Origin of the sequence: Mesorhizobium sp. M1423 (genome assembly GCF_040317575.1) — a bacterium.
Lineage (GTDB): Bacteria > Pseudomonadota > Alphaproteobacteria > Rhizobiales > Rhizobiaceae > Mesorhizobium.
The window spans coordinates 1-26,273 of sequence record NZ_JAMYKU010000012.1; the positions used below are offsets into that span (position 1 = coordinate 1).

General features: G+C 63.3%; 23 protein-coding genes and 4 pseudogenes. 9 read left to right on the forward strand and 18 right to left on the reverse strand.

Translation table 11 applies throughout. The features are described 5' to 3' along the window. The 12 genes and pseudogenes from NKG95_RS16430 to NKG95_RS16485 all read right to left on the reverse strand — a co-directional run. Positions 1 to 432 (reverse strand): annotated as a pseudogene (locus NKG95_RS16430) (FAD-dependent oxidoreductase); the annotation flags it as partial. A gap of 54 nt (positions 433 to 486) precedes the next feature. Then, positions 487 to 1,542, reverse strand: coding sequence for a type 2 isopentenyl-diphosphate Delta-isomerase (gene fni / locus NKG95_RS16435; RefSeq protein WP_353041646.1), 1,056 nt, complete (start codon positions 1,540 to 1,542; stop codon positions 487 to 489). Positions 1,543 to 1,621: 79 nt separating this feature from the next. Next, positions 1,622 to 2,524, reverse strand: a complete 903-nt coding sequence (locus NKG95_RS16440) for a terpene synthase family protein (RefSeq protein WP_353041514.1) — start codon at positions 2,522 to 2,524, stop codon at positions 1,622 to 1,624. After that, the gene (locus NKG95_RS16445) at positions 2,521 to 4,071 is read right to left on the reverse strand and encodes a hypothetical protein (RefSeq protein WP_353041516.1); all 1,551 of its coding nucleotides are present in this window, start codon (positions 4,069 to 4,071) and stop codon (positions 2,521 to 2,523) included. Before NKG95_RS16445 ends, NKG95_RS16440 begins: the two co-directional genes overlap by 4 nt. 147 nt (positions 4,072 to 4,218) lie before the next feature. Beyond that, positions 4,219 to 5,211, reverse strand: a complete 993-nt coding sequence (locus tag NKG95_RS16450) for a polyprenyl synthetase family protein (protein ID WP_353041648.1) — start codon at positions 5,209 to 5,211, stop codon at positions 4,219 to 4,221. A 144-nt stretch (positions 5,212 to 5,355) separates the two neighbouring features. Continuing rightward, entirely contained in the window at positions 5,356 to 6,699 is a 1,344-nt protein-coding gene (locus NKG95_RS16455; RefSeq protein ID WP_353041518.1) for a cytochrome P450, read from the reverse strand. After that, entirely contained in the window at positions 6,699 to 7,541 is an 843-nt protein-coding gene (locus tag NKG95_RS16460; protein WP_353041650.1) for an SDR family oxidoreductase, read from the reverse strand. Before NKG95_RS16460 ends, NKG95_RS16455 begins: the two co-directional genes overlap by 1 nt. A gap of 168 nt (positions 7,542 to 7,709) precedes the next feature. Then, positions 7,710 to 7,853: pseudogene (locus NKG95_RS16465) on the reverse strand (ferredoxin); the annotation flags it as partial. Further along, positions 7,837 to 9,126: a cytochrome P450 gene (locus NKG95_RS16470; protein WP_353041520.1), complete on the reverse strand. Its 1,290-nt coding sequence runs from the start codon at positions 9,124 to 9,126 to the stop codon at positions 7,837 to 7,839. The gene NKG95_RS16470 and the pseudogene NKG95_RS16465, both read right to left, overlap by 17 nt. A gap of 94 nt (positions 9,127 to 9,220) precedes the next feature. Continuing rightward, positions 9,221 to 10,423 (reverse strand): cytochrome P450, encoded by a 1,203-nt coding sequence (locus NKG95_RS16475; protein ID WP_352509199.1) that lies wholly within the window; start codon positions 10,421 to 10,423, stop codon positions 9,221 to 9,223. A gap of 175 nt (positions 10,424 to 10,598) precedes the next feature. Further along, complete coding sequence (locus tag NKG95_RS16480) at positions 10,599 to 10,814, reverse strand: hypothetical protein (RefSeq protein ID WP_353041522.1); 216 nt, start codon at positions 10,812 to 10,814, stop codon at positions 10,599 to 10,601. Between the two features lie 388 nt (positions 10,815 to 11,202). Further along, the gene (locus tag NKG95_RS16485) at positions 11,203 to 11,367 is read right to left on the reverse strand and encodes a hypothetical protein (RefSeq protein WP_352565982.1); all 165 of its coding nucleotides are present in this window, start codon (positions 11,365 to 11,367) and stop codon (positions 11,203 to 11,205) included. A 735-nt stretch (positions 11,368 to 12,102) separates the two neighbouring features. Here NKG95_RS16485 and NKG95_RS16490 point away from each other — a divergent pair. From NKG95_RS16490 to NKG95_RS16525, 8 genes are all read left to right on the forward strand, one after another. Beyond that, the gene (locus NKG95_RS16490; RefSeq protein ID WP_352466644.1) at positions 12,103 to 12,636 is read left to right on the forward strand and encodes a peroxiredoxin; all 534 of its coding nucleotides are present in this window, start codon (positions 12,103 to 12,105) and stop codon (positions 12,634 to 12,636) included. A 70-nt stretch (positions 12,637 to 12,706) separates the two neighbouring features. Then, positions 12,707 to 14,143 (forward strand): RNA polymerase factor sigma-54, encoded by a 1,437-nt coding sequence (gene rpoN, locus NKG95_RS16495; RefSeq protein WP_353041524.1) that lies wholly within the window; start codon positions 12,707 to 12,709, stop codon positions 14,141 to 14,143. A 57-nt stretch (positions 14,144 to 14,200) separates the two neighbouring features. After that, positions 14,201 to 15,418: an MFS transporter gene (locus NKG95_RS16500; RefSeq protein WP_353041526.1), complete on the forward strand. Its 1,218-nt coding sequence runs from the start codon at positions 14,201 to 14,203 to the stop codon at positions 15,416 to 15,418. A gap of 451 nt (positions 15,419 to 15,869) precedes the next feature. Next, complete coding sequence (locus NKG95_RS16510) at positions 15,870 to 16,241, forward strand: type II toxin-antitoxin system RelE/ParE family toxin (protein ID WP_352554126.1); 372 nt, start codon at positions 15,870 to 15,872, stop codon at positions 16,239 to 16,241. Continuing rightward, positions 16,241 to 16,636, forward strand: coding sequence for an XRE family transcriptional regulator (locus NKG95_RS16515; protein WP_023801991.1), 396 nt, complete (start codon positions 16,241 to 16,243; stop codon positions 16,634 to 16,636). The genes NKG95_RS16510 and NKG95_RS16515 overlap by 1 nt, the downstream gene beginning before the upstream one ends. 163 nt (positions 16,637 to 16,799) lie before the next feature. After that, entirely contained in the window at positions 16,800 to 17,729 is a 930-nt protein-coding gene (locus NKG95_RS16520; RefSeq protein WP_353041528.1) for a hypothetical protein, read from the forward strand. Then, positions 17,618 to 17,971 (forward strand): hypothetical protein, encoded by a 354-nt coding sequence (locus NKG95_RS34295; RefSeq protein ID WP_502900099.1) that lies wholly within the window; start codon positions 17,618 to 17,620, stop codon positions 17,969 to 17,971. Before NKG95_RS16520 ends, NKG95_RS34295 begins: the two co-directional genes overlap by 112 nt. 115 nt (positions 17,972 to 18,086) lie before the next feature. Then, complete coding sequence (locus tag NKG95_RS16525) at positions 18,087 to 20,630, forward strand: AAA family ATPase (RefSeq protein WP_353041530.1); 2,544 nt, start codon at positions 18,087 to 18,089, stop codon at positions 20,628 to 20,630. Positions 20,631 to 20,963: 333 nt separating this feature from the next. On the opposite strand, the pseudogene NKG95_RS16530 reads toward NKG95_RS16525, so the two are convergent. The 4 genes and pseudogenes from NKG95_RS16530 to NKG95_RS16545 all read right to left on the reverse strand — a co-directional run. Further along, positions 20,964 to 21,071 (reverse strand): annotated as a pseudogene (locus tag NKG95_RS16530) (ABC transporter permease); the annotation flags it as partial. Positions 21,072 to 21,337: 266 nt separating this feature from the next. After that, complete coding sequence (locus tag NKG95_RS16535) at positions 21,338 to 21,958, reverse strand: nitrogen fixation protein NifQ (RefSeq protein WP_502912409.1); 621 nt, start codon at positions 21,956 to 21,958, stop codon at positions 21,338 to 21,340. A 343-nt stretch (positions 21,959 to 22,301) separates the two neighbouring features. Next, a complete protein-coding gene (locus tag NKG95_RS16540) occupies positions 22,302 to 22,493 on the reverse strand; it encodes a ferredoxin (RefSeq protein WP_353041532.1) in 192 nt (63 codons plus the stop codon). Between the two features lie 40 nt (positions 22,494 to 22,533). After that, positions 22,534 to 23,751 (reverse strand): cytochrome P450, encoded by a 1,218-nt coding sequence (locus NKG95_RS16545; protein ID WP_352905166.1) that lies wholly within the window; start codon positions 23,749 to 23,751, stop codon positions 22,534 to 22,536. Positions 23,752 to 24,180: 429 nt separating this feature from the next. Between NKG95_RS16545 and NKG95_RS34300 the strand changes: the two are divergent. Then, a pseudogene (locus NKG95_RS34300) lies at positions 24,181 to 24,515 on the forward strand (hypothetical protein); the annotation flags it as partial. Between the two features lie 125 nt (positions 24,516 to 24,640). On the opposite strand, the gene NKG95_RS16550 reads toward NKG95_RS34300, so the two are convergent. Both NKG95_RS16550 and hemP read right to left on the reverse strand, forming a co-directional pair. Then, positions 24,641 to 25,708 (reverse strand): hemin-degrading factor, encoded by a 1,068-nt coding sequence (locus tag NKG95_RS16550; RefSeq protein WP_353041534.1) that lies wholly within the window; start codon positions 25,706 to 25,708, stop codon positions 24,641 to 24,643. Between the two features lie 32 nt (positions 25,709 to 25,740). After that, positions 25,741 to 25,845, reverse strand: coding sequence for a hemin uptake protein HemP (gene hemP / locus NKG95_RS16555; RefSeq protein ID WP_353041536.1), 105 nt, complete (start codon positions 25,843 to 25,845; stop codon positions 25,741 to 25,743). Between the last annotated feature and the right edge of the window lie 428 nt (positions 25,846 to 26,273).

The window sequence follows — 26,273 nt, forward strand, 5'->3', positions numbered from 1 at the left end:
GGCCGTAGGCCCCGGCAGTGATACCCTCGGCCGATAGCCACGGAAACCGACGAACAAGCGCCTCGGCATCCTCGAGCACGATGTCCGCGCCCTCGGCCATCTGCGCCTCGTGGTTGGCCTGCAGGATAGGCAGCCCGTTTTCGCCGGCAAGGATGAGATAACCGCCTTCGCGAAAGCCGATATCGGCATCCGCGCCAAAAACTCTTCCCTGAGCCGCCGGAACAGTTTCAGCGTGAACTGCGACAGACGGATGTTTTCCGGGATCGAGAACTGCTGGCGGATGGAGGCGCAGGACAGTGTGGTCGCCGCATGAGAAAATTGCGGGTCGCGCTCGACAAGTGCAATCGAGCCCGAAAACCCTTCCTCGCGCAGGTAATAGGCCACCGACGAGCCGACGATGGCTCCACCGATGATGATGATGTCGTAGCGCACTTTTTCGCTTCTCCAGTTCTAGGCGCCCGCCGCCACGTGCGGGCGACGCCGGCATCAACCGGCGGGCAGATGCGCCGAGGGCAACAAGCGCGCCTGACGCAACGCCGCCAGATCAGCCGAGCCGGTGCAGAAGCAGGCGACGGCCAACTGGCGGATGACGATCTCGAAATGCGCGACAACCGCCTCGGTGGATAGCGTAGCCGCGCGCAGCACGCCGGCCGCCTGCCCGGCGATATCCGCGCCCAGGCGGATAGCCTTGGCCACGTCGACGCCGTCGCGGACCCCGCCCGACGCGATCAGCTTCACCGCTGGCAGCGCCCTACGTACCGCCTGCACGCTGGCCGGGGTCGGAATGCCCCAACCGGCGAACGCCATCGCCACTGCACGGTCGGCGGCATCGCGGGCCCGCTCGCCCTCCACCGCGGCCCAGCTGGTGCCGCCGGCGCCGGCGACATCGATCACCGCCACGCCCGCCTGAACGAGCGCACAGGCCACCGAGGCGGACAGGCCCGACCCCACTTCCTTGGCCACGATCGGCACGCCCACGCTGCGCGCGGCGCGAGCGATCTGCGCCAGGACGCCGCGCCAGTCGCGGTCGCCCTCCGGCTGTACCGCTTCCTGCAGCGGATTGAGATGGACGATGAGTCCGTCGGCCTCCAGCGCATCCACCGCCCGGCGCGCAAGGTCCAGGCCGTCAGCCTCGCGCAGTTGCGCGGCGCCGATATTGGCAAGCAATGGAATGTCTGGCGCCAGGCGGCGCAGCGCGCGCGTCAGCCCCTGGGAGTTGCGGGATTGCAGGCTCACGCGCTGCGAACCGACGCACATGGCTATCCCCAAGGCTTGCGCTGCCTCGCCCAGATGCCGGTTAATGGCCTCGGCGCGTGGCATGCCGCCGGTCATTGAGCTGATCAGCAGCGGCGCGCGCATGGTCTTGCCCAGCAGCGAGGCGCGCAGGTCGATCTGCGTCAGGTCCAACTCGGGCAATGCGCAGTGTTCGAAACGGATGTACTCCCAGCCGGCGGCGACCGTGGCCGACGCCGTTCGCCGATCCAGCACGATGTCCAGATGGTCGTCCTTGCGCCGGCTCAGGGCGGTGTCGCTCACGCTCACTCCGTCCGTCGCATCGGGCGGCGGCATTGCGTCGGATCGGACCGACGGCAGCGCGCGCACGCCCCCGCCTCCCGCGCGTTCAGGCCGGCGCACGCTGGCCTCCCCCCGCAGCGTCGCTGCGGTAGCGGCTAGTCGAGGTCTGGTAGTACTGCGCGCGGATGGCCGCCATGGCCTCGATCAACGGTGCCCACGGCGGGGGAAAGCGTTGTTGCGCCATCACCCCGTGCAGCATGCGCATATGGCCGGCCAGCTCGTCCTTGAGGAACTCCACCACAGGCATAGCCGGATAGCGCTGCAGCAGCAGGATCGCCGCGTTGTCTCCCTCGCCGGCCGACCTGTCCTTTTCGCGTCCATGGAGATCGTTCTGCAGGCGCCCTATCGCGGAGATGAGCCGCAGGACCTGGCGAAACGCCGGACGCGCGCGCAAGGTCGCCATGTCCAGCCCCCACAGCAACGACAGGCAACAGAACACGTTCGTGTAGGCGATCGAATCGATGCCGTTGTGCAGGTACTCGGCGTAGGACCAGCGTTCCGCCCCTGCCGCCTGCGCGTGTCCGGCGCGCAGCGCCGCGCAGTAGCACCGGGTATCGTCGAGAAGCTGAGCATAGTCGCGACGATCGTAGGCGAGCGCGGCCAGCGAAGCGCGCAGCACAGCGCAGCCCTCGAATCCGGGGAGCGCGCACGGCACGCCCTGCCCCAGCGCCTGCTCCACCGCGGCGAGCTGCTCCGGCGCGATCAGGCCAAGGTCGTTGCAATCGTCGAGCCAGAACAGCAGCGCCAGTTCGCGATAGAACGCCACGATCAGCGTTTCGTCCTGCGGATCGCGGCCGGTGCGGGCGCTGGTGTCGCGCAGGCTCGGGTGGATGCGCTGCAGGATGTACTGGCCGCCCCTGACCGCTTCCACGGCATGCTCGTCGGCGAACCCGGTCAGCGAATGCCCCCACTCCAGCACCTGCTGCAGCGCGCGTGCGTTCTGGATCATGGCGCCGCTCCTGCTCCCTCGGCCAGGACGCGCCGCCCCCAACGAAGCGCCAGCCACAACCCAGCGAGTTCGGCCACGCGCACGACCCGGGTGGGGCAATACAGTTCCTTGCCGATCCACAGCGGCGTCTGCGGCAATGCATGCGCCGCATGGCGGGCGAGCATCCACTCCAGCGCACGCGCCACCGCCTGCGCGATGCGCCGGCGCCCTGTCGGCTCTTCGCTCCCGTCCATCACGTGCAACGCGAACAGTGCATAGGCGGTTTCCTCGAATGTGGACGCGCGACCGGCGCCCCAGCCGCCGTCCTCGCGCTGCGCCTGCAGCAGCGCCGCCAGCGCGCGCTCGTCGCGCCACTGGTGCTTGCCTTGCGCCAGCGCAGCGACCGCATGCGCGGTGGGATACAGCCACGAAACGTGCCATTTTTCGTTGTCCCATAGACCGTCCGGGTTGCGATTGGCCTCGACGTAGGCGCTGGTGCCGGCCGCGGGCTTTCCCAACATCCGCAACGCATGCAGGGCATGGATGTTGGTCGACACCGAGGCATTGCGCTCGCCGGGGAAGGTGACGAACAGCTCGCCGATTTCGAAATGGCGCAACGCATCGACCGATGGGTCGCGGCCTGCAAGGCGCAGGACGCATAACGCAACGGCGGTGTCGTCCGCATCGGCCGCGAAGTGCAAGGCCGGGCCCAGACCGCGCTCGCCCAGGCGCGCGTCGAGCTGCGCGACGATCACTAGCACCGCCTCCGCGAGCGCGGGATGCGCGAACAGACCGGCCAGATGCAGGGTGTACAGCGACCAGCATGGCTCGAATACATTGATCGGCCAGACGTTGGGAAAGACACCTTCGATGCCGCTGCGCGTCGCCCGCGATGCCGCCTGCAGATACGCGTCGGCGCGCCCGACCTGCGGCGTGCTCCCCGGTGTCACGGCGTGCGCACGCCACGCGGCGGTGGCCGCCGGACTGATGCCGATGCTGCCGTCGTCATCCGGGCACGCGGTGGTCGGCGACGTCCCCCAGGCTTCCCAGGAGTGCAGCAACGGATGGCCGCTCGGCAACGTCGCCACCGCCCCCAGCTTGACCAGGCACGCTTGCCGCAACGGCAACAGCGCCGGGTGGCGCGGAAACGCCACGCCGCCCAGCAAGGATGCGGCCTCGCCGCACAACTGCGGCAGGATCAGCTCCGCGCCGATCGGCGCGTCTTCCGGCACCGCATGCGCGTAGGGATCGGGCTGGCGCTCGAGGAACCGGGTTGCAGCCTGGACTGCGTCGGCAGCGCCGGGAAGCGGATCGGCACGCTGCAATGCCAGCAACGCCGCCCACGTGGGCGCATGGCGGAACAGCGGGAAGTCCGCACTTCCCCATCCGCCATCGGCCTGTTGCTGCGCGATGAGCCACGCGTATGCGTCCTGCCGACCGGAGACGTTGCCGTGGAACTGCAGAGCTCGCGCCGTGTCGTAGACGGACGGACCGACGCTGCCGCCGTCGCTCATCTCGCTCAGCAGGTGGCGCAATTCGGAAAGGATCTGTTGGGACAGCGCGTTCACGCGGGATGTTCCTTCTGCAGACGGTTGACGAGGACCAGGATCGGGCAATCGCTGCGATCGGCGCCGCGGACTCGGACAAAGAGCAGCATGCACCGCCCGCCGGCCGATCGCAGCAGCACAGGGGCGAGTCTATGCGGACAGGCGCGCTCATGCGTATGGCGCGGACAGATACACGTTGGCCCGCTGCAGCATCTGCGCCAACCGTTCCGCACGCGGCCCCAGCGGGGCGATGGCCTCCGCGGCGTCGCGCAACAAATCCAGCGCGAACTGGCGCGCTGCCTGCAGCCCCATGATCGACGCGCAGGTCGGCTTCTGCGCCGCCGCGTCCTTGCCGGGGGTCTTGCCCAGCGTCGCAGTATCCGCTGTCGCGTCGAGAATGTCGTCGACCACCTGCAACGCCAGCCCGAAACAGGCGGTGTAGCGATCGAGCGCACAGTACAGCGTAGCGTGCGCGGCATCCTCCGCGATGGAGCATAGCGCGCCCATGCGAACGGACGCGCGCACTAGCGCTCCGCTCTTCATCCGGTGCATCGCCAAGATCCTGTCCAGCTCGGCGTGCTTTCCGACCAGCGACAGATCCATGGCCTGCCCGCCTGCGGCACCCTCGGCGGACACGGCCTGCGCCAGTTCGCGCACGAGCGCGATACGGTTGTCGCCCGGCGCATCCAGGCTCGCCAGGGTCAGGAAGGCGTGCGCCTGCAGCGCATCGCCGACCAGGATCGCAGTGGCTTCGCCGAACTTGACGTGCACGGTCGGAAGGCCGCGGCGAAGCACGTCGTCGTCCATCGCGGGCAGGTCGTCGTGGACCAGGGTACAGGCGTGCATCATCTCAATGGCGGCGCCGACGTCGTCGAGCATGTGCGCCGGCGTGTCGGCCAGTGCGCCGGCAGCCAGACAGAGCAAGGCGCGGGTGCGCTTCCCGCCATGCAAGGTGGCGTAGCGCATCGCCGCCATCAGCTCGGTCTCACCGTCGTCTTTGGCGCAGAGAAGACGCGCCAGCGCCTGTTCGACCCGCTTTGCGCCGTCCTGCATCCAGATCTCCGGCAGCAGCCTGCCGGATGCGCCGCGCGCCTGCGCGCCCAATCCGCCGAGCGCGGAAACGCCAGTTCGGTCGTCGTGTAGCGTGGAACCGGTTTGCATGTTGTTCATGTCCTTGTACCTGACACGGCCATGGCGAGCGCCGAGCCGCCGCGGTGTTGCCGGCGTCGCACCGAGCGCGCGCGCTGAGTGCAGCAATGCCGCGCGTCGCCGGCGCCGCTGCCCGCCACACCATGCGATGCCAGCTCATGAGAATCCGATGCGGATTGTCATGGAAGGATGTGCGGTCGGGTAATAGCGCCGGCCTCTTTCGACGCCGCTCAGCAACCGCGGCCGCACCCCGGCCTGGTGCATGGTCAGCGCCAAGGCGATGCAGAACTGCACCATTTCCAGCCATACCAGGTGGTAGCCGATGCAGACGTGTGGGCCGGTACCGAACTGCAGCATGTCCACCGGCCGGATCGGCTCCGTGCGATGCAGCCACCGCGCCAGGCGGAACTGATCAGGCGCCTCGTGCAGCAGCGCCGAGGTCGAGAAATGCAGCAGCGGGATGCACAGATGGGTGCCCGCGGGAATGCGCCGTTGGCCGAGTTGCAATTCCTGCAGCGCGCGACGCGGCAGGAGCGTGGTCGCCGGATGCAGGCGCAGCGTCTCGCGGAACAGCGCCTCGGCGACCGGACACTGCGCCAGGTCCGCGTGCCGGGTCGGCACCGCGCCCACGCGTTGCGCCTCCTCGACCAGGGCGTCCCACAGCACAGGCTGCCGCGCCAGCTCGATCACCATCCAGGCCATCGTCGAGGCAGTGGTGTCGTGACCGGCAAGCAGCAGCAAGCGGATATTGGCGACCAGGACGTCATCGGAGAGCCTATCGTCGCTGCGGTCGAAGACGCTCACCATGTCGTTGATCAACCCGGTGCGCGCAGCATGCGCGCGCGCGTCGCGAACGAACTGGCGCAACTGCGCGTCGATCCAGTCGCGGGCGGCGCGGCCGCGCCGCAAGGGCAGTCCGGGCAGGTCGACCGGGGGCGCGACGATCAACTGCAGCAGTTGCCGGTACTTGCGATGCCATCCCGGCAGGTCCTGCGCGGGGATGCCCATGAGGCTGAAGATGAGCTTGAGCATCAGGTCGCCGGTTTCGCGCAGGATGGTTGCCTCGCCGCGGTCCCGCCACGCCTGCACCCGCGCCCGGATGACGGGCGCGAACAGGTCGCCGATGCCGGCCTGGGTCAGCCCCTTGGGCAGGAACGCCGCCTTGATCGCATCGCGCGCCTGCCGGTGCGCGCCGCCGTCCTGGGCAACCAACGTTCCGCCAAGCAATTCGGGCGCGATCTCTTCGATCAGCGCCGAGGACACGTCCTTGTGCCGGAGCAGTGCGAACGCTTCCGGATCCACGCAGGTCATCAGGTGTCCGGCAGGGCCGAAATCCAGCCAGAAGTGGCTGCCCAGCGTCCGTTCTGCGCGCTGCAGCAGGCGCGGCAGGTCGCAGACAATGGCGGGAAGATGCCCGACCAGGGGGAAAGCGCCAGGCATGACCGGGATGTCGCATCGCAGCCGGTGCCGACGGTTGAGTGGGTTGAGCAGCATGTCCATCAGCAGCGCGCCGCCGCCGCCGATTCGGTGGCGCCGGCAGGGGGCGCGGCGCAGCTGTTGCCACCGTCGGCGTATGTCGGCACATGCGCCAGCATGCCGCCGTCGATGCACACGACCTGGCCGGTGATGAACGCAGCATCGTCGGAGAGCAGGAACGCCACGAGCGCGGCCACGTCCTCGGGGCGGCCGACGCGCTGCAGGAGCTGGTGCCGGCGCAGATGCCGTTGCATGCACTCGTCCAGCTTGGCGAGGAGACGCTCGGTCATGACGAGACCCGGCGCAACGGCGTTGCAGCGGATCTGCGCATGACCGTATTGGGTGGCGAGCGAAGCCGAGAGCATGTTCATCGCCGCCTTCGACGCGGCGTAGGACGTCTGCGCCGTGTCACCGCTGAGCCCCTGGCACGACGACATGTTGACGATCGCGCCACCGCCGCGGGCGATCATCCGTGGGATGGCCTGCCGGCAGCAGAGCAGCGTGCCGCGCAGATTGGTCGCCATGGTCTGGTCCCAGACTGCCAGGTCCAGGTCGAGGATCGCGCGGTCGCGCGGGGTCAGATGCATGGCGCTCGCATTGTTCACCAGCAGGTCGACCCCCCCGAAGTGCCGCTCCGCCGTCTCGAACAGCGCTGCCACGGCCTGCTCATCGGCGATATCCATGGCTATGGGCAGCGCATGGCCTGCTTCGGCCGCGATCTGCGCGGTGCAGGCGATGGTAGCCGAGCCATCAATGTCGGCCACCACCACTCTGCCGCCCCCGCGCGCGATGGCGAGAGCGCATGCCTTCCCGATGCCGGCGCCGGCGCCGGTCACCACGGCCACCTTGCCTTCAAACCGTCCCATCGTGTCTCCTGAATTGCATTGGTCTTTCGCAGCATGCCGCTCGGCCTCCGCCGGAGAAGGCGCAGGGTCGGCGCTGGCGCGCTCGTCATGGCCAGCGTCGCTTTCGATGACCCGAATGGCGGCGACCGGGCACTGGTTGGCCGCAAGCCGCACGGCGGCGTGCAGCGCCTGCGGGACCGTCGCCACGCACACTTCGGCCACCCCGTCCGGTTCGCGCTGGCGAAAGGCGCCCGGCAGCGTCAGCACGCACTGCCCGGTCGTTCCGCACAGATCCTGATCGACCACGACGCGCATCTCAGCCCTCCTGCCCATGCAGCCGCACCGGCAGCGCGCGGAACGTCCTAAGGAACGCGGAGGGCTCCCGGGTCGGCTGCTCGGCCAATGCCAGCGTGGGGAAGCGCGCCTGGATCCGCGGCAGGCTCTCGGCCAACTGCACCCGCGCCAGTTGCGCACCAAGGCAGAAGTGGATGCCATGGCCGAAGGTCAGCATGATCTTCCCGTCGATCGACATGCCAGGACTGGTGCCGTAGAACCGCACGGGATCGAAGCGGTCGGGATCGGCGAAGGCGTCCGGGTCGCGATTGCCGGCCGCGATCAGCACGCGCACGTCCGCGTTCTTCGGGATCACCACGCCGCCCAGTTCGATGTCGCGCTGGGCGATACGTGGAATGGAGCTGAACATGGCGGGCGCGTCGTAGCGCAGGGCTTCTTCGACGAATGCCTTCACCCCCACGGCATCTCCCTTCAGCCAGTGCCGCTGTTCGGGATACGCCAGCATCGCCAGGACCGCATGGCCGATGGCCGCGGCAGTGGTGGCGAAGCCGCCCAGCAGCATGCCCCAGAGCATGCTGATCAATTCCGCATCCGACAGCATCTCGGCATCGTCGTCGTGTGCGCCGACCAGCATTGACACGATGTCGTGGCGGGAATCGGTGCGCTTGCGCTGTATGAGGTCGCCGAAGTAGGCCTGCACCCTGGCGCTGGCCACGTCCCCCGCAGCGAGTTGGGGATCGCTGGCGTGCGGGCTCAGGCCTTCCAGAATGGCGCTGATGCCGGTGACGAGCCCGAGAATGTCGTCCGGGGGCATGCCGAACAGTTCGCCGAAAACAAGCATGGGCAAGGCCAGCGCGAATTCCCGATGCAGGTCCACTGCCTCCCCGCGCTCCAGTGCGGGCGCCATGCCGTCCAGGCGCGCTGCGACAATGCCAGCGATGGTCGGCCTCAGCTTGTCGATCTGGCCGATGGTGAAATCGCGCGAGATCAGCCGGCGCAGACGCGTATGCGTTGGAGGTTCCTTCATCGCTAAAGTGGACGCCAGCAAACTTAGCGACAGGCTGGTCGCCGCACGCGGGAAATAGCGCGCCAGTTCGCCTGGTGCCGGTCCCCGAAAAGCATCGCCCGTGGCCTTGAGCGCCCAGTAGATGTCGGCGTGGCGGCTCAACAGAAAGAGGCCCGACGCCGCGCGATGCACCGGATCGTGCTCGCGCAACCACCGCATGAACGGATACGGGTCGTGGATGCACGCTCGCGACGCCAGTTCGGCGAAGGCGTCCCGGCATGCTGCCGTGGTTTCTTGCACGTCCATCTTGGTTACCTGTTGGCTGGCTGATCTGACCGGCGCGCGCCAGGCGCGCCGGCAAATTGCGGAGAAGATCGCGATTCCCGGCGGCGTCCGCGCATCACCAGAGCACCGGGAATTCCTCGAACCCGCCAGTGATGATCTCCTTGCGCAACTTCAGTTCTTCGGGCGCCACGGCCAGGCGCAGCGCGGGAAAGCGCTGGAAGATCGAACCGAACACCACCTTGAGTTCCAGCCTGGCCAGCGCCGCGCCGATGCAGTAGTGCGGCCCATGGGAGAACGCCAGGTGCGGGTTTTCGTCGCGTCCGATGTCGAAGATTTCCGGGTCGTCGAAATGGCGCGCATCGAACGACGTCGCCGGCAGGCCGACAAGCACCTTGCTCTCCGCAGGAATATCCACGCCCGCGATGGTCACGTCGGTCCTCGGATAGCGCATGATGCCGTCCCAGCCCGCGCCCGGCGGGTACATGCGCAGGATTTCCTCCACCGCCTTGTCCACCAGGGATGGATCGCCGACCAGGCGTTCGCGCTGTTGCGGATGGCGGAACATGGCCAGCAGGCCGAATTCGATCTGCGCGACGGTGCTCTCGTGCCCCGCCACCAGCATGCCCGTCGCCAGGCCGATCGCCTCTTCCTCGGTCGCCTTGCCCTGGTCGACCGCCGCGAGCAGATCCGTCAGCAGGTTGTCGCCAGGATCCTGGCGCTTGTCCCGCATCTTGCCGCGAATGTAGGCGCGCAGTTCTTCCCAGGCCAAACGCGACGCGCTGCGCGGGCCGCTTTCATGCTGGTGCGTCATCACCTCGTCGGACAGCCCGGCGAAAAAGGCGTGATCCTCGTAGAGCACGCCCATCAGCGCGCTGATGACCATGGCCGGAAGTGGAAAGGAGAGGTGGCGCCGCAGGTCGGCGGGCTGGGGCTGGGCCGCCAGTGTCTCGAACAACTGCGCGGCGATCACCTCGACTTGCTGCGCGAGCAGCTTCACCCTGCGGTTGCTGAAGGCCGGCGCCACGATCGTGCGTAACCGGGCATGCTCGCCCCCCTCGTGCGAGACCAACCACCCCGGCGATCCGAGAATCACCGAATCCGGGGTGAATGTCGCCGGCGGCATTCCCGAGGGCCGGAACGCCGCGTCGGACAGCACCGCCTTGGCTTCATCGTAGCCTGTCACCCACCAGCCTTCGTGCCCGGACGGGAAGCGCACGCGGTGGATCGGACCGTTGGCGCGTTGCGCCAACATCTCGGGCGAGGGCTCGATGTGATCGACGCGCCACATCGGCAGCGTCGGCAAGGGTTGTTCGGACATGGTGGCACTTGATCTCTAAGCGATGGAAGGGCGGGAGGTGACCGGCAGGCGCTGCGGGCAGCGAATGGCTTAGGAAGGCATGTAGACGACGTCCTCCGCAGCGTAGCCCGATTCGATTATCAAGGTCGGCCAACGTGTAACTGCCTAGGCATACCGCGGGGCGAGACGCAGAACGTTATCCTGCGCCTTCGAGTTCAGGATTAAGGCGAGTGTGGCGGGCCTTTGAGTCGCAGCCGGCCATCAAGATTTCCTGCGCAAGGGTCGACAAGGGCGGCGAGCCTGTTTGGTAGGGGGCGGTTTCGCCGAGGCCCCCTTCCCATAGAATGCTATCTGATGCGGATTTGACATTTTGCTTTTCTTTCTTCGTTCCATCGATCGCGGTGCCATCCACGAAAGGAAGGTCGGTCGGCAGCTCCCGGCCCGCAACGAAGGAGCTTCAAAACTCGTGCCAATTTGGCCGACCCAGCAGAAGAAAAAAATTGTGGTTGCTTTTCACCGGGTTAGCCTGAGGCCAGACAAGAGCTCGGCGAAATAGGCCGGTGTCGCGGGCCAACAAAGGGGACAGAACCGTGTCGGATAGTACGCCTCGGCGACCTTTAGGTCGGGCTTGCGACATTCTGGTCCAGTTTCGAACATAAGAGGGTGGCAAATAGACACGATTGGGGAATTCGATCCTCACGGAGTCAGGCGCTTGCCGAAGCGCGCGCTCATGGTTGCTGCGACGGCGCATGTTCGCGAAAGCCGAGCCTGCGCACGCAAGAACACGTTTGCGGCAGACGCTACGAAATCGCTGCAGTGCTCGCCGGTGTGAGGTAGGGCATCGGCTCGGCTTTCGGTTCGTCTTTGTCCAGCCGGTGCGGAAGCGCCGCATATCCGCACCATACAGCACCCTTGTCGAGCGTGCTGACGAGGCGGTTATAGGGCGCGCCCGGTCTTGAAGACACGGTCCTCCCAAGAAAAAGGATCGCTCCAAAAGCATCTCTATTTGAAATGGCACGCCGCTTGCTGCTCCTGGTCAGAGCCCATCAAAACACGATGAAAGCGACTTGCGCCATGCCCGACACGCGAAGCTCTAGACCGTGGCCTGAGGAGACGGTGCCTGTTCCCGCTGAACATCGGTACATCATCTCCTTCGGAGGTCCCTCCTCGGTAGCCGCTTTGCGCACGGCTGGTCCGATGCCGGCACGCCAACACATGGCGCTCGCGCAATTGCCGTCTACCGGTTCTGATCAGCATGTGAGTGCCCAACAGCCCCATCAAAGAGCCACCGAAGCCAAGGTCGGCGGGTCACTGGCAAACTTCGACAATACGCCGAACCAGCTCAGTAACGCGGGTCTCTTGCGTGAAGTCACATTTGAGGCCTCCACACGCGTTCGATATTGGCTACTTCGGGCCCGCTATCACTTTGTCCCGGGCACGAGCGCGAGCGATGGATGCCGCTTCCGGCGCCATAGCCGTGGAAAGATTGCCCCAGCGGCTCGACAGCCTCCACTTGCTCAGATCGATGGCGTTCGGGTGACGAAGACCAGCAGCCAAGACGTTCCCCTACATCGGGATGGAAAAAGGAGGGTGCGAGCCGCGAGGGCCTCATTTCATGCCCGGCATACGAGCCTTTGCTCGGTATTGCGCCAGCCTCTGCCAGAATCCGGCGCGCCAGTTTTTTCCTGAGGAGCAAGTTGATGACCGTTCAAAAGAAGGTTCCCTTCGTCACCTTTCTCACGCGTGTTCGCGATGAGTCAGTCCAGGGCCCAAATCCATATCGCTGGGAAGAAAAGACATCTGACGACTACTTTGCCGGCAAGCGCGTCATCCTGTTCTCGCTGCCTGGCGCCTTCACTCCGACCTGCTCGACCTACCAACTGCCCAATTTCGAAGAGCTCTATGATGAGTTTGAGAAGGAGGGAATTGACGCGATTTACTGCGTCTCCGTCAACGATGCCTTCGTCATGAATGCGTGGGGGAAGTCCTTGGGCCTGCAGAAGGTCGAGCTCATCCCCGATGGCTCAGGCGAGTTCACACGCAAGATGGGCATGCTGGTCGCCAAGGACAATCTCGGCTTCGGGATGCGCTCCTGGCGCTACGCCGCCCTGATCAACAATGGCGTGGTGGAGCAGTGGTTTGAGGAGGAAGGTTTCTCCGACAACTGCGAGGCCGACCCCTATGGCGTCTCATCCCCGCAAAACGTTCTCGAAACGCTGAAAGCCGCCGCATGACCTAGAAAACGTCTCACTGGTGCCATTGCCCGCCCCAAGAGGCTCCCTCGACAGGATTATCGCGCTCACCATGCAATCCTCAGCAAGCCTGCTTCAGCGCCAGAAGCAATCCATGGTCGCATCGCCTCAACTCATTGAGTCGATTCGCTTGCTGCAACTGGCGCATACTGAACTGCATCAGTTCGTGGAGCGGGAAATCGAGAAGAACCCGCTCTTGGAATCTGCGTCAAACGATGGCGGGCCTTTTGGCGATGTTTCGATTTCGGGAGCGGATCAGCCTGTCGGCCCTGGCGCAAACGCCGTTGAAGGACCGACCGGGGCAGGGTCGCCTGAACGGCTCGGGCAATGGAAATCACTTGGCAACACGACCAACAACCCGCCGGGCAATGGCCCTTCCCTCGACGAGTTTGCCACCCTCGCCGAAACATTGCACGACCATGTCGCTCGTCAGATCGCCCTCACTGCGTTCACACCACAGGAGCGGCTGATCGCTGGCCAGCTTGCCGCCGATCTGGAAGACACTGGCTATATTCGGGCAAACCTTTTGGAGCTGGCCGAGAGCCTGAATGTCCGTGAGGCTGTTGTGGAACGGGTTCTCGGAACCTTGCAGCAATTTGATCCACCGGGAGTTTTTGCGCGAAGTCTCAGAGAATGCCTCGAGATCCAGTTGCGCCAGCGAAACCGGCTCGACCCGGCAATGGCAGCTTTGGTTGCCCATCTTGAAAAGCTTGCGCGACGGGATTTTGAGGCACTGAAGCAGCATTGCGGCGTCGATGAAGAAGACCTTCTCGACATGATGCATGAGATTCGGGCGCTCGATCCCAAGCCTGGGAACCGATTCCAATCCGGTGCGTCTGAATCAATCATACCCGATGTCTGGGTCACGCCCTCACCGCAAGGCGGGTGGCAGATCGAACTTGATCCCGCCACGCTGCCAAAGCTGCTGATCAACCAAAGCTACTATGCCGAAGTCTCGCGTCAAACTGCCCAAAATTCGAAAGATCAAGCATTTCTCGACGAATGCTTGCAAAGCGCGAACTGGCTAATCCGCAGCCTCGATCAGCGCGCCAAGACCATTGTTAAGGTTGCGGCTGAAATCGTGCGTCAGCAGGATGCCTTTTTGGAACATGGCGTCGCCCACCTGCGGCCTCTCAATCTTAGAACCGTCGCTGACGCGATCGGCGTGCACGAGTCGACGGTAAGCCGGGTGACCTCGAACAAGTACATGCTTACCCCGCGCGGAGTCTTTGAACTGAAGTATTTTTTCACCGTTGCGATCGCGTCCTGCCAAGGCGGCGATGCGCACTCCGCCGAAGCTGTCCGGCATCGGATCAAAGCGATCATTGCCGCAGAATCTCCCGGCGACGTGCTTTCCGATGAGGACATCGCTGTCCGGCTGAAGGAAACCGGCATCGATGTTGCGCGCCGCACCGTCACAAAATATCGCGAAGCAATGAACATCCCCTCCTCCGTGCAACGCCGCCGGGAAATGCGCTTGTGTTTTTAGATTTGGGTCAAGGCAGCCAACATCACGTTGCATTGCATCAAAGTGGAGACTTCGTTCATGACCCAATCCGCAGCAGGCGTCATGGACGCTGTTCTGCACGACCCAGAAAAGCCCGTCCCACCGTCTGGTCCCGCATGGGGTGCGGTCATTTCGCTTTCCTTGGGCACCTTCGGGCTGGTCACGGCAGAGTTTCTGCCTGTTAGCCTGCTCACGCCGCTCGCACATGATCTCGGTATCACCGAGGGAGCGGCTGGACAAGCGATGACGGCGACCGCTATCGTCGGGGCGATCTCGGCGCCGACGGTGGCCATCATCACAAAGCGCCTGGACCGCAGGATCGTCATGTGGGCGATGACGCTGCTGCTGATCCTGTCGGACGTTCTGGCGGCCGGCGCGTGGTCGCTGGCGGTTCTCCTGACTGCACGCGTCGTGCTCGGCATAGCGCTCGGAGGCTTCTGGTCGATGTCGGCAACACTGGCGATGCGGCTCGTTCCAAGCCACCTCCTGCCGCGCGCTATGTCGATCATCCTCACCGGCGTTTCCGTGGCTACCGTTTGCGCAGCTCCAATCGGCGCTTATGTCGGCGATATCTGGGGATGGCGAAGCGCCTTCATGCTCGCCGCAGTCGGCGGCGCGGCTACACTGCTGGTGCAACTCATAACCATTCCGAGACTGCCTCCGATTGGAGTGGCTAGCTTCCGCAGCCTGATGGATGTGGCTAAGATTCCGATGGTCAAGGTCGCGCTTGTGGTCGTCCTGCTGGTCGCTTCCGGCCACTTCGCCGGAATCACTTATATCCGCGCCTTCCTCGAGAAGATTCCCGCGCTTGACGTCGAGACGATCTCGCTTGTGTTGCTTGCTTTTGGCATCGGCGGATTCTTCGGCAATTTGGCCGGCGGGCTTCTAGCGGAGTACAGTCTCAAGGCAGTCGCGGCCCTTGCACCGCTGCTCATAGCGATAGCCGCTGTTTCGCTGCTGACGACGGGAGCATCGGCCTTCGCCTCGGCGATTGCGGTTGCAGCGTGGGGCTTTGCCTTCGGCGCGGTGCCGGTGGGATTACAGACGTGGATGGTGCGGCGGGCCGTTCCCGAGCAGGCCGAAAGCGCCGGTGTGCTGATGGTCGTAGCATTCCAAGTGGCAATCGCAGCCGGCGCGATTTTCGGCGGAGTATTGGTGGACAATGCCGGGATTGCCAGTGCCATTGCCTACAGTGCTGTTGCCACGTTCGCCGCCGCCCTGACAGTGTTCCTGCTCGGCCCGAAGCGCGAAACCTAGACCGCCTGACAGAAGAGGCCTCAGCAGCGCAGCGGGACGAGAGATGCGATGCACAGCGCGGCGCGGCGCGGTCCTCCGCACGATTACGCATGGACCAGCGCAAACGCCTCGCCGGCTTCACCTCCGGGCCAGGGACCTTCCCCGCCAGACACGCGAACCTCGCCGGCACCGGTTTCCATATTTGGCGACGGTGAGCGCTGCCGGCGCGATGGAACCCTTGCTGGCGGTCATATCCTTCACGACAAGCCGGGATTCTGGGCAAGCGACAGATACGCGCCGGCCATGCCCGTCAGAACGCCGGTGACGATGCCGCTCGATAGCGCAGACAGGTCGCGAATTGCCAGTCGTGTCAACGGCGGCCGGATTATCGTCGACCGCGCGTACCTTGTTTCGGCCGCAGACTATCGTTCGGCAGCTTGATGATGTTGACTACATAGCCTAGGAGCTATATATGACTTGGGAAGTCGTTTTTGGCGATGAGTTCGATGGGGAGTTCGAGGCGTTGCCCCAGACAGTCCAAGATGAGCTATTGGCTTCGGCTAAGCTGCTCGGTGTGTTCGGGCCCCAGCTGGGGCGACCGCATGCGGATACCTTGAATGACTCGTCGTTCGCGAACATGAAAGAACTTCGCTTCGACGCTGATGATGGTGTCTGGCGGGTTGCGTTCGCATTCGATCGGAAGCGGAAGGCGATCCTGCTCGTCGCCGGCGATAAGTCGGGCGTGAGTGAGAAGCGCTTCTATAAAAGTCTGATCGCCAAGGCGGACAAGCGCTATCAAGGGCATCTCGACCGTTTGGCGGCGGCGAAGAAGGAGAAGAAGTGATGGGACGCAAGCTTGATGACCTAATCGCTGCGCTCCCCGAGGATCGTCGGGAGCGGGTCGACGCGCGTTTCGAAGAGTTAAGGGGAGAAGTCGAGAGTCTCGGCGATTTGCGGCGTGCCGCTGGAAAGGCCCAGGCCGAAATCGCTTCGGTCCTCAAGATCAAGCAGCCTTCGGTCTCGAAGATCGAGAAACAAGCCGACATGTACTTGTCTACTCTTAAAAGCTACGTCGAGGCGATCGGGGGGCAACTCGAACTCGTCGTTCGCCTTCCCTCGCGCGCGCCCCTCCGTATAGAGCGGCTCGGCGACGTCGTGGCTCCCAAAGCCGTCTCCGTGCGTAGCGTTAAAAGAGCGGCAGGTGGACGTAATCGCACAAAGGCCGCACGCGCCGGCTGACCGCACTCTGTTTCGGCTAAAGACTACCGACGGTGCGAGATGGTCTCGTCGATGCAAGGGGCGGCAGCTCATCGCTCAATCAGCTTCGCGCCATCACATGGCACGGCTTACTTGGGCAATGCGGCGGGTTCCTGACGCCAGTCAAGGGCCGATTCTGGACGATATGCTCGGAGCCGATCTGGCAGGCGTTCATGCTGCCAAGGTTGCGTTTGCGGCCAACAAGTCCAACGGACACGCCCTGGACGAAATGCGGATCTCGCATGTCCACGAGTACCGCGTCGTACTTACGACCATTGGCACCGAAGACGCCGAGGCCGTTTTAAAACGTTGCCTCCTTGACCGGGAGTTTGGTGCCGAAGCTGCCGTCGGGCTGCAAGTGATCTGGCAGCAGCGGCACGAGCCGATGCCGGAGGGCAAGTTCGGCAATTGGCCCCACTTTGCGCGCGCTGCTACAAACCGCTCCAGAGACCGAGCCCAGACGCGCGATATTGCCGAAGTTCTCATAGCGGCTGCCCACACAGTCAAGGAGGAAGGTTCCCCTAATGACCTGGTACGCGTCGCGCGGTTTGTTGGATGTGCCGTCCTCATGCCTCATGGCGATCGAGCCGCAGAGTTCAATGAAATTCTGATTGGAAACATTAAAAGGCGCGAGCTAGCGCAACGCATGGTCGTTGGTGGCCTCGTTGTTCCTGCCGACACAATCTTGAGTGGGCTTGAAGCGGTGATGGCCGAATATGGCGATCGTAAATGGATACGAGACCACGAGCTGCCCGCACTTTTCGCTTGGGTCGAGTTGCTGCCGATGTCGGACCGACCAACGGCCTTCTTCGTGGGGCTGGATATGCTCGGGACAAAATTCGATTTCAACAAATGGAATGTACGCAATTTGTTGGGCAGCGCGCGCTATCTCGAGGAGGCCCAGCGGATCGAGTTGCTGCGAGGTCTCGTGACGCGCTATCCTTCTCTGACTACCTTGAGCGAATTGACGCCGAGGGGGACGCGGAAGGCGGTTTTGACGCCGGGCCCCGTCACCCGGACATCTCGTCTGGTTTGCCGTGGCCTGTCGTCGCCAGTTCAAGTCTCAGTATTGTGAACGGCCTTTCGCCGCTCACCGCTACCCGACCACAACGGCAGCGATGCGGCGCGTTCCTGACATTCGGCCTAGGGCCGGACGGTGACCCGCAGCTTTCAGCAGCAACCGTTAGGGTAGCCGCCGTTCGCTGGAGGCTCCTTCGGCAGCGATCGTCTTGGAAGAACTGCCTCGTCTCGGACTCTGCCGTATATTCGGCCACGAATCTGCAATTATTGATGTTGAAAACGATTCAAGCTCCCTAGCCGATGGCGCGGCCTATCTTGTGCGCTTGGTTCAGGCATGCAAAGTACTCCATTCGTTCGCGCTTCCGGCGTTCGCAGATTACTGCGGCTGACACCATCTTTACATGGATTGACCATGAGACTTTCAACCGTCTATGCGCGCTTCTACAAGTCGTTTAACTTCGACCATATCCGCAAGGCGACGCCCCATGCCCAGCCCAAGGGCGATTGGGAAATGTTTCGTGACGCCTGGTATCCCTACGTTGAGGTCGAGTTCGACAGTCGGATTACGACCATCGTCGGCGCGAACGAATCTGGGAAGAGTCACCTTCTGAGTGCGGTCGAGAAGGCCGTGTCAGGGATTGGCTTCGAGCAGCGCGATCTCTGCCGCTACTCGCCTTTCTTCAGCGTGGAGCGGGAGGCGACCTGCTGGCCGCACCTTGGCCTCGGTTGGAGTATGGTCGAGTCGGATGAGGCGGAAGCGATCGCCAACGTCGCCGGCGCAAAAGATGTAAAGTTCGACCGCTTCATGATGTTCAGGGAGACGCCCGAGGCGCTCGACATTTGGATCCCAGACCCCGATAAAGGGTGGAAGAAGCACGTGGTCGAGGCGTCCTCAGTGGCACAACCGCTCGCCGACATCCTGCCGAAGCCCTTCCGTATCATGCCGGACGTCGCCTTACCCGCAGCGGTCCCCCTGCACTGGCTGGCGAATGGGGACGCCCAGCCCAGCAGCATCTCCGACCGCAGACAGCGCACAACGCTGCTCGAAGTCGCCGGCAGCTTCGCGGAGATGCTGGGAGATGATAAGATATTCGCCGCCAACGCTCCCAATATACGGCTGGCGCTGTCACCAATCGCGAACGCCCTCCGCGAGGCTCGCCGCGTAGATGGCGCGGAGAAGTCGCTCGCTCTCGCGCGCGATTTGCTCTTGAAGCTCGGCAACGTCGAGCCGGCCAGGCTGAAGGATCTGCGGGAGGCGATCGCGGACGGCAAGGAGGGCTACGCCAACGCGCTAGTGGAAGCCATTAACGAACAACTGGAGCGCTACCTCAACTTCAAAAAGTGGTGGGTCCAGGACCGTGATTTCTCGCTGAAGGTCACACCGCGCGAACACGAGTTGGTATTCACGATCAGGGACCGTACGGGGACCGAGTATACCTTTGACGAGCGCAGCAGCGGCCTCAAATACTTCCTCTCATATCTCATCCAAGCCCAGTCGCACCGTCCACAGACTGAGCGCGAAAGCCTCTTACTAATGGACGAACCAGATACCTACCTCTCCGCCGAGGCTCAGCAGGACCTCATGAAAGTCCTCCAGGATCTTGCCGACCCTCAGGACGGCCGCCCACCGGTGCAGGTGATCTACGTCACGCACTCGCCGTTCCTGCTGGACAAAAACTACGCCGAGCGTATCCGAGTGCTCGAGAAGGGGCGCGGCTATGATGGCACCCGGGTTGTTCGAAACGTTTCGCGAAACCACTATGAGCCCCTTCGCTCTGCCTTCGGTGCGTTCGTCGGCGAGACGGCCTTCGTGGGGTCAGTCAACTTGCTCGTCGAGGGGATCACGGAGCAGGTGCTTCTCGCCGGAGCCGCCCGAATCATGCGGCAGAGGCGGCCTGGCGTAACGGCCGAGACCCTCGACCTCAACAATCTAGTAATTGTGCCCTGCGGATCGGCGAGCGAGATCCCTTACATGCTCTACCTGATCAGAGGTCGGGATACCGACAAGCCGCCTGTTGTCGCCCTCCTCGACTCTGACCCCGCAGGCAACGATGCGGCCAACCATATGCGGACGGACAAGAAGGCGAAGCGCCTGATCGACAGCCAACATGTCTTGCAGCTGGGAGCACTTGAACTCGCAGACGGCGTCGAGGTGAAGGAGATTGAGGACCTGATCCCCGTTGAACTCGCCACCGCCGCGATGAACGCGTGCATCGGCGAGATCACGCGGTTTCGCGATACGGAAGCTCCTACCATCTCCCTGCAAAGCATTCAGGCCCAGATTGAAACCGGCAAGTCGATGTTCGCCGCCATTCAGGCGGTCGCCAAGGCAGAGAGCGGACATATCGAGAAGCTCGGCTTCGCACGCGCCGTCGTTGAGACAATCGAGCGAGATAAGGGTGAGCTCCAGGGGCCTATCGACATCTTTCTCGAGCGCATGTCCAGCCTCTTCAAGGCTGTAAACAAGGCGAGGCGGCAGGCACAGCGGGAAGCGAACCGCGAACGCCTCGGGGCAATGATCATGCGCTATCACAGGATCTTCATCCGCGATCACAAGAGCAGCGGGACTTGCGAGCAGGGTGCCGAGATCCTCGAGGAGATCCAGAGCCAGCTCGACGACACGCCGCAGTCCGACGACGTCCGCATCCGCATCCAGGTCATCCGCCGCGAGTTCGCCCTGGACGAGGATCCTTCAGCGGCGATACCTCACTTCGAGGCGTTTGTGGAGAGTCTAGCGAATCTCAGATTGCCCATGCAGGAGGTTGTCGAGCCTGACACGACGAGCAAGACCAAAGTGGCCGCATCCATATCGAGCCTATTCAAGGGCGAGGCCGCCTCAACTGAGGCAGTTGAACTCTTAGCCGAAACTAGCCCTTCTGAATTGGTCCAGCCGCCGGCGACTGCTACAAAAAAGGCTGCTGCCGGGCAGGCTCCGCCCGCTTCGACGGCTGCCTGACTCGCCCGTCAGATCGAGAGGCGCTGCTGTTCAGCATGGCTCGTGCGTCGGACTGAACTGAAAAAACGTCAGGTTTCCGGATCCGGGGTTGGCGAGTCCAGCGTCCGAGATTGGGCGCATAGCTGCCAATAAGACACGTAGAGTTAAACGCCTTCGTGCTGACGTGAACGACCTGCGAGGTCGCGAGCGTTAGAAATTCGAAGCCTCCTGAATCTATCCTAAATCCGAATCTAGTGACCTAATTTGTCCAACAAGCACACGCAATTCGGGTTGAGGCGTGATCCAGAAAGTTCGAAAAGCTTCCAGGAACCCCAGCGCGCGCCCTGCCGGAACCTGGCCGAGAATGATGGCGGAGCCGGCAGCAACGAAATTGATGGCCACGCCGGAGACAATCTGGCCGCCCCAATGGGTGAGCGAGGCGAAACTGTGCACTAGGGCGAACAATGACGGCGGTGAACCGCGGCCGCCCAGGCGCCGCAACCGCGAGGCAGGCGAGCAGCAACGGCCCGGAGAACACCAGTTGCGCGGCGGCGGTGGTGCGGGTCGCATCCTGCACCGCCATGATGACGGCGCCCGCCGAAGCGAGCATCGCGAGCAATCGGACAGCAGGCACAGCATTCAAATCCTCGAAGGCGTCCGTCGACATTCGACAAGAGACACATGGCGCGGCGCGAGCGCTGGGGCTGTACGACTGACGAAAGCGGCTCTCAATCCGAGGCGATGCCGTTCTTGATCCGCGTGAGGCGGCTTTCGCCTTCCTCCGGGCCGAAGCAGCTTTCGAAATCATTGCATTCCCGGCAACTGGGCGCGCTGCACAGCGAAAAACCTTCGGCCTCGCAGAGCTTGCGGTAAAAGTATTTCTTCCATTTCATGTTTTGGGTGTTGCCGGCCGCCAGCGTCGGAAAATGCGAGGCGAGCAGGCGGCCGAGGTCGGTTCGATTAAAAAGGCCAAGGTCCTGCCAGAGGTGGTCATTGCGCATGGCACGCCGGGCGATGATCCTGGCGAAGCGGGCGCTCGTCGGGTCGCCAGGTCGGGCATGCGCCAGCAGCAGTCCATGCAGAAGTTCTTCCTCCAGATCCGGCTCGGGCTCGCTCACCTCTTTCAAGGCAAACGCGTTGATAGGAATAGCAGGGAAACAGCGGGACAGGACATCGCGCAGCTCGGCGCGCGAAAGTCCGGTTGCCTCCGTCGCCGTCGCCTCGCCGGCCTCGATCTCCTCGAGCGCACGTGAAAGCACACAGGCAAGCACATGCTGGTCGAACCTCCTCTCCAGCTCGATCTGCGGCCACTGGCCGGTGCTGAGCCGGGCATAATGTTGGGCAAATATGGTGCGTTCTCCTGGTTTGTCCTATCAAATCATGCAGAGACCCGGCCTGCCGCAACATGGGTCGGGCAGTTCTTCGAGTATACGCAGTCGCGGATCGCCTCGCGGTCGAGTTGTTCGGCAATTTTCGTCTGGTCCATCGGCTCTGTCGCAAATTCTGTGATTGGAAGAGGCGTTTCGCGAGCCCCCGCCCTGCCGTTTGCGCCTGATGGGGAACACTGGCGCCGGAAATGCCCTCGCAGAGTTGGAGGTGGACCGTGCAGGACAAACGTCGCGTGCTGAGCCACATGGTCGGCCCCATTCAAGCCCGCCAGACTCTCGGTTGAATGACGTTTGATTCAAAGCGTCAGCGGGTGAGTTCCAGCGCACGTTCAGGACAGCATCGCGCGCCTCGCGATGCAGGCAGCTCCTCCCCTTCCGCAACTTCAACGTCACCAGGCAGGATGTAGCCCTCGTCATCAAGCTTGAAGATGTCCGGCGCTTGCGCCGCACATCGCGCGTGACCCTGGCATTTGGCCTTTTGGACGATGATGCGCATGGCGCTGCCTCCATTGTCTGTGCCCCGACTCGGGGCGGGCCTAAGACCAGTCCAGGATCAAATTTTCGATCCCGAACACATGGCCGCCCGAGGTTATCGGTGCCGTACCCTGCTTGATCCTGAAAGCCGGGATGCGCGCCAGCCACTCCTCCAGCCCAATGACAATCTCCCGCCGGGCAAGGTGTGAGCCAAGGCAACGGTGGGGACCATAGCCAAACGCGGCGTGGCGGTTGTCCTCCCGCTCCAAATCGATCGTGTTGGGGCATTCGAATTCCGCCGGGTCACGATTGGCAATCATCGTGGCGCAGGAAACATAGTCCCCCTTCCGGATCGGCGCGCCTTCGAAGTCGATATCTTTCGTAGCCACGCGGATCAACTGAATGGGCGGATAGGCCCGCAGCAATTCTTCGGTTGCGAGCGGGATGCGGTCCGGTTCGCTCCGCAGCAATTGCTGATCTTTGAGGTTGCGCGCGAGGTACGCCAAGTCAAAGCCTATAGCTGCTGCGACCGTGTCGAGCCCAGCGACGAAGACAAGCACGCCGATTCCGCGGACTTGGGTGTCCGTCAGCCGGCGGCCCTCGACCTGTGCCTGCACGATAAAGGTCATGAAATCGTCAACCGCCTCCTGGCGGCGCATGGCTGCAAGTTCGTCGATGAATGCCACGATCGTCCGGGCAGCCACAGGTCGTTCCTTATCGTCGCCGTGGAGCAGATCTTTCCCCCAGCCGACGAATGTATCGAGTCGGTCATCGGGCAACCCCAGAAAGCGAAGAAAGGTGCTCACCGCGAAAGGAAAGGCAAAATCCTTCATCGCGTCGCAGCTTGTGCCCGATGCGACAATTCTATCGATCAGCATGATCGCTTGCTCGCGGACAGCCGGCTCCAACACCCTCACCCGCTTTGGCGAAAGCAGCGGATTGAGCAGTGAGCGAAAGACGCCATGGGCCGGTGGATCGAGCTCAAGCGGGATCGTCGGCCAGTTTTCACCCAGTATGGAGGAGAAGATGCTGCGATGGCTGGAAAAAGTCTCTGCGTCCTGCAGCACCTTCCGCTGGTCCGCGGCACGGGTGATGACCCAGGTACCCCGGCCATCTTGCGTGTTGTAGCGGGAGTAAAAGATCGGAGGCCCGTCATGTACGCAAGCGACAGCTGCGTGTGGATCCCCGTTGGGTGTTGGTGGCATCCCTGGCGATGTAAACAGGCTGAAGTCCCTCACCATTTCGGGCGGGACATGATCTGGAACGGGGTTGGTCGCCATTTTATTTTCTCTACATTGGCGTTCATGGCTCGATTGAGATTGCACCGCTGTTCATAAAGTCGATTTCCAGCATGGGCACGTCTCTTGTCGGGCGCCTTCTAGATTCTGTCGCCTGATACAGCCCACCTGCACCAGCGCGGATGAGATCGGTTGCGAAGTCGATCAGAAGGGGCATCTCCGCCGCGCTGCGGTCATGAAGCAAAGCCGCCGCTTATCCCCGTTAGGGTTGAGAGGCTGGTTAATCACCTCTGAGCACCGTGACGCACTGCTGATGCCCTGCTGATCAAATTGTCGAAGCAAGTCGCGTGCCGGATAGGCGTACCCATGGCGCTGCACCAATCGATGCCAGCCTGCACTGGGCCCGCCGCTGATGATCACCTGTCCATCATTCTTAGGACAACGTCCGACAACCGACATCCGTGGTCGGTTTTGTCGTGTCCGCGACATCGGGCTGTTCGGCTTGGCTGCTGCTGCACAGCCTTCCGGTCGACGAGCGAGGAGATCGCTCGCACGGCCCGGACTGAGCAACGACGCGATCCAGCGCAAGGATCGGGTGCGGTCCGACAAGACCCGTCGGCGCTTGCGCGCGATGATCGGAAATATCAACAAGGTCGAGCCGCGCTTCGGTTCGGCCCTGATGGCGTATGCGTTTTATCGCTCGCAGGCGCTGCAAGGATTTTCGGCTAGACGGCGATGCACTCGTGCGCAGCGGTCCGGCCGACGACGAGCTTGACTGTATCGCTGCGGTCAATTCCGGCGTGCACCCTGACGGCCGTATGCGCTACGACGGCAAGCTCTATCGCACATGGACCTATATTTCCTCGCGAGCCGCTGTCGGAACGTGGTGCCGAGTCCTATGGCGGCCGGTTCAATCCGAGGGCCTGTCGGCTCACACATCCCTGTCGGTCGGACCGGGAACGCGTGGCAGACTCTCGGCCAGAAACCGCCAGTCGCTGCGCTCGCGTTCGCCTTCCTTGGGCGTGCCGAAGAACTGGATGATCATCTTGCCGTCGGCGCCATAGGCTTCAATGGACGTGACGTGACCGTCCCTCGTCGGCTTGCGCACGGCCCAGACCTCGCGGATGTGATGAGTCCTAAGATGGAGATGGAAGTTCTCGTCGAGCACATTGATCCGCGGCCCGATTTGCTTGATCGACTTGATCGGGCCGGAATGGATCTGGATGCAACCACGATTGCCGACAAAGCACATGATCGGCATCTCGTCTTCGGCCGCCTGTTGGAACAGGGCGCCAACGGCATCATTGTCGAGCAGCCAGGCGTAATCCTCGTCGGCCATACGCATCGCCTGGCAGCGGCTGAGCTTCAGGGTCTTCAACATATGGTAGAACTGATGCACGTCGCTCAGCCGGCTCCAGTGCTCGCGTAGGTCGTCGACCGTGGCGGCTTGGTCTGGACTCACTGCGTTATCGCGCGCCCCGCTCGCCTCGACCGATATGATCGGCTCCTGGTCGGAGGATACGAGCTCTGCCGCCAGATTCTGATAGGCGTGCAGGTTCGAGGCGGGCCTGAGATGTACTTTGTGCATCGCCTCGCCGGTGGTATCAAAGAATTGCAGGCTGCGGCGGATCTCGGCTCCCTCGCGCTTCTCGACGGCGAAGCCATACGCCCACGCTTTCGGGAAGATGCGCAGGTCGATCTCGTCGCCGAGCACCATGGCATGCGGGTTGCCGGTGACCACTTTGTCGTAGACGCCGATCTTTTGGTGCACGGCACTTTGGTTGCGGGTGACCGCCATCACCTCGCCGACCGCTCCGAGGCCGGTCAGCAGATCATCGACACGCGGCTCGATGCGCACCGCGCCGTGACCACAATGCGCCGCGACCAATTCGGCTTCCGAAATGCCCAATCGAGCGGCGAGATCATGCTCCCGGATTTTCGGATTGTCTTCGCACGCCCGCCGGATTTCGTCCGGCGACGGTTTCTCGCGCTGGTCCATGTCTTACCCCTGCTTCGACCTACGTGTGAGGATCAGCTGCCCTGCCGGTGAATCTTCAGCCGATAGGGCGCGCCGAAATGCTCGACCCTGATCTGCTGCTGGCCCGTGAACAAAGTGTCGCTGGACAGCGTGCGCACGTCGTCGCACCCGCGCGAAAACCGGGGGTGCTATCGGAGCGGCGAGACCCGAGTGACACGAGCAGGCACATGCCGATGGAATCACGTCGAGCCGGTCGGTGGCCACTAGGCGGTGGTGAGCGATTGTGGGTGTTGTCGCAATCGGCCAAGCGGGCATTCGGATGCCACGGGCGGCGCTGCTTCGCCAAACAAAGCGTATCTGACCCAGTCCTGACATGTTGCTCCCTTGCTTCGCCCCATCGATCGCGAGGGCACCCACGACACGATTGTGGATCGGCAGTCTCTTGCCGCCTCGCCAGTGGAGCTTCAAAAACCGTGCCAATTGCGCCGTAGCAAGCTCAGAAGAAGTCTTCTGTAATGGTCATTGGTTTAATGTGAGTTCAGCCAACAACTCAGGCCCAACATCCCGCGTGGCGGACCCGACAAAC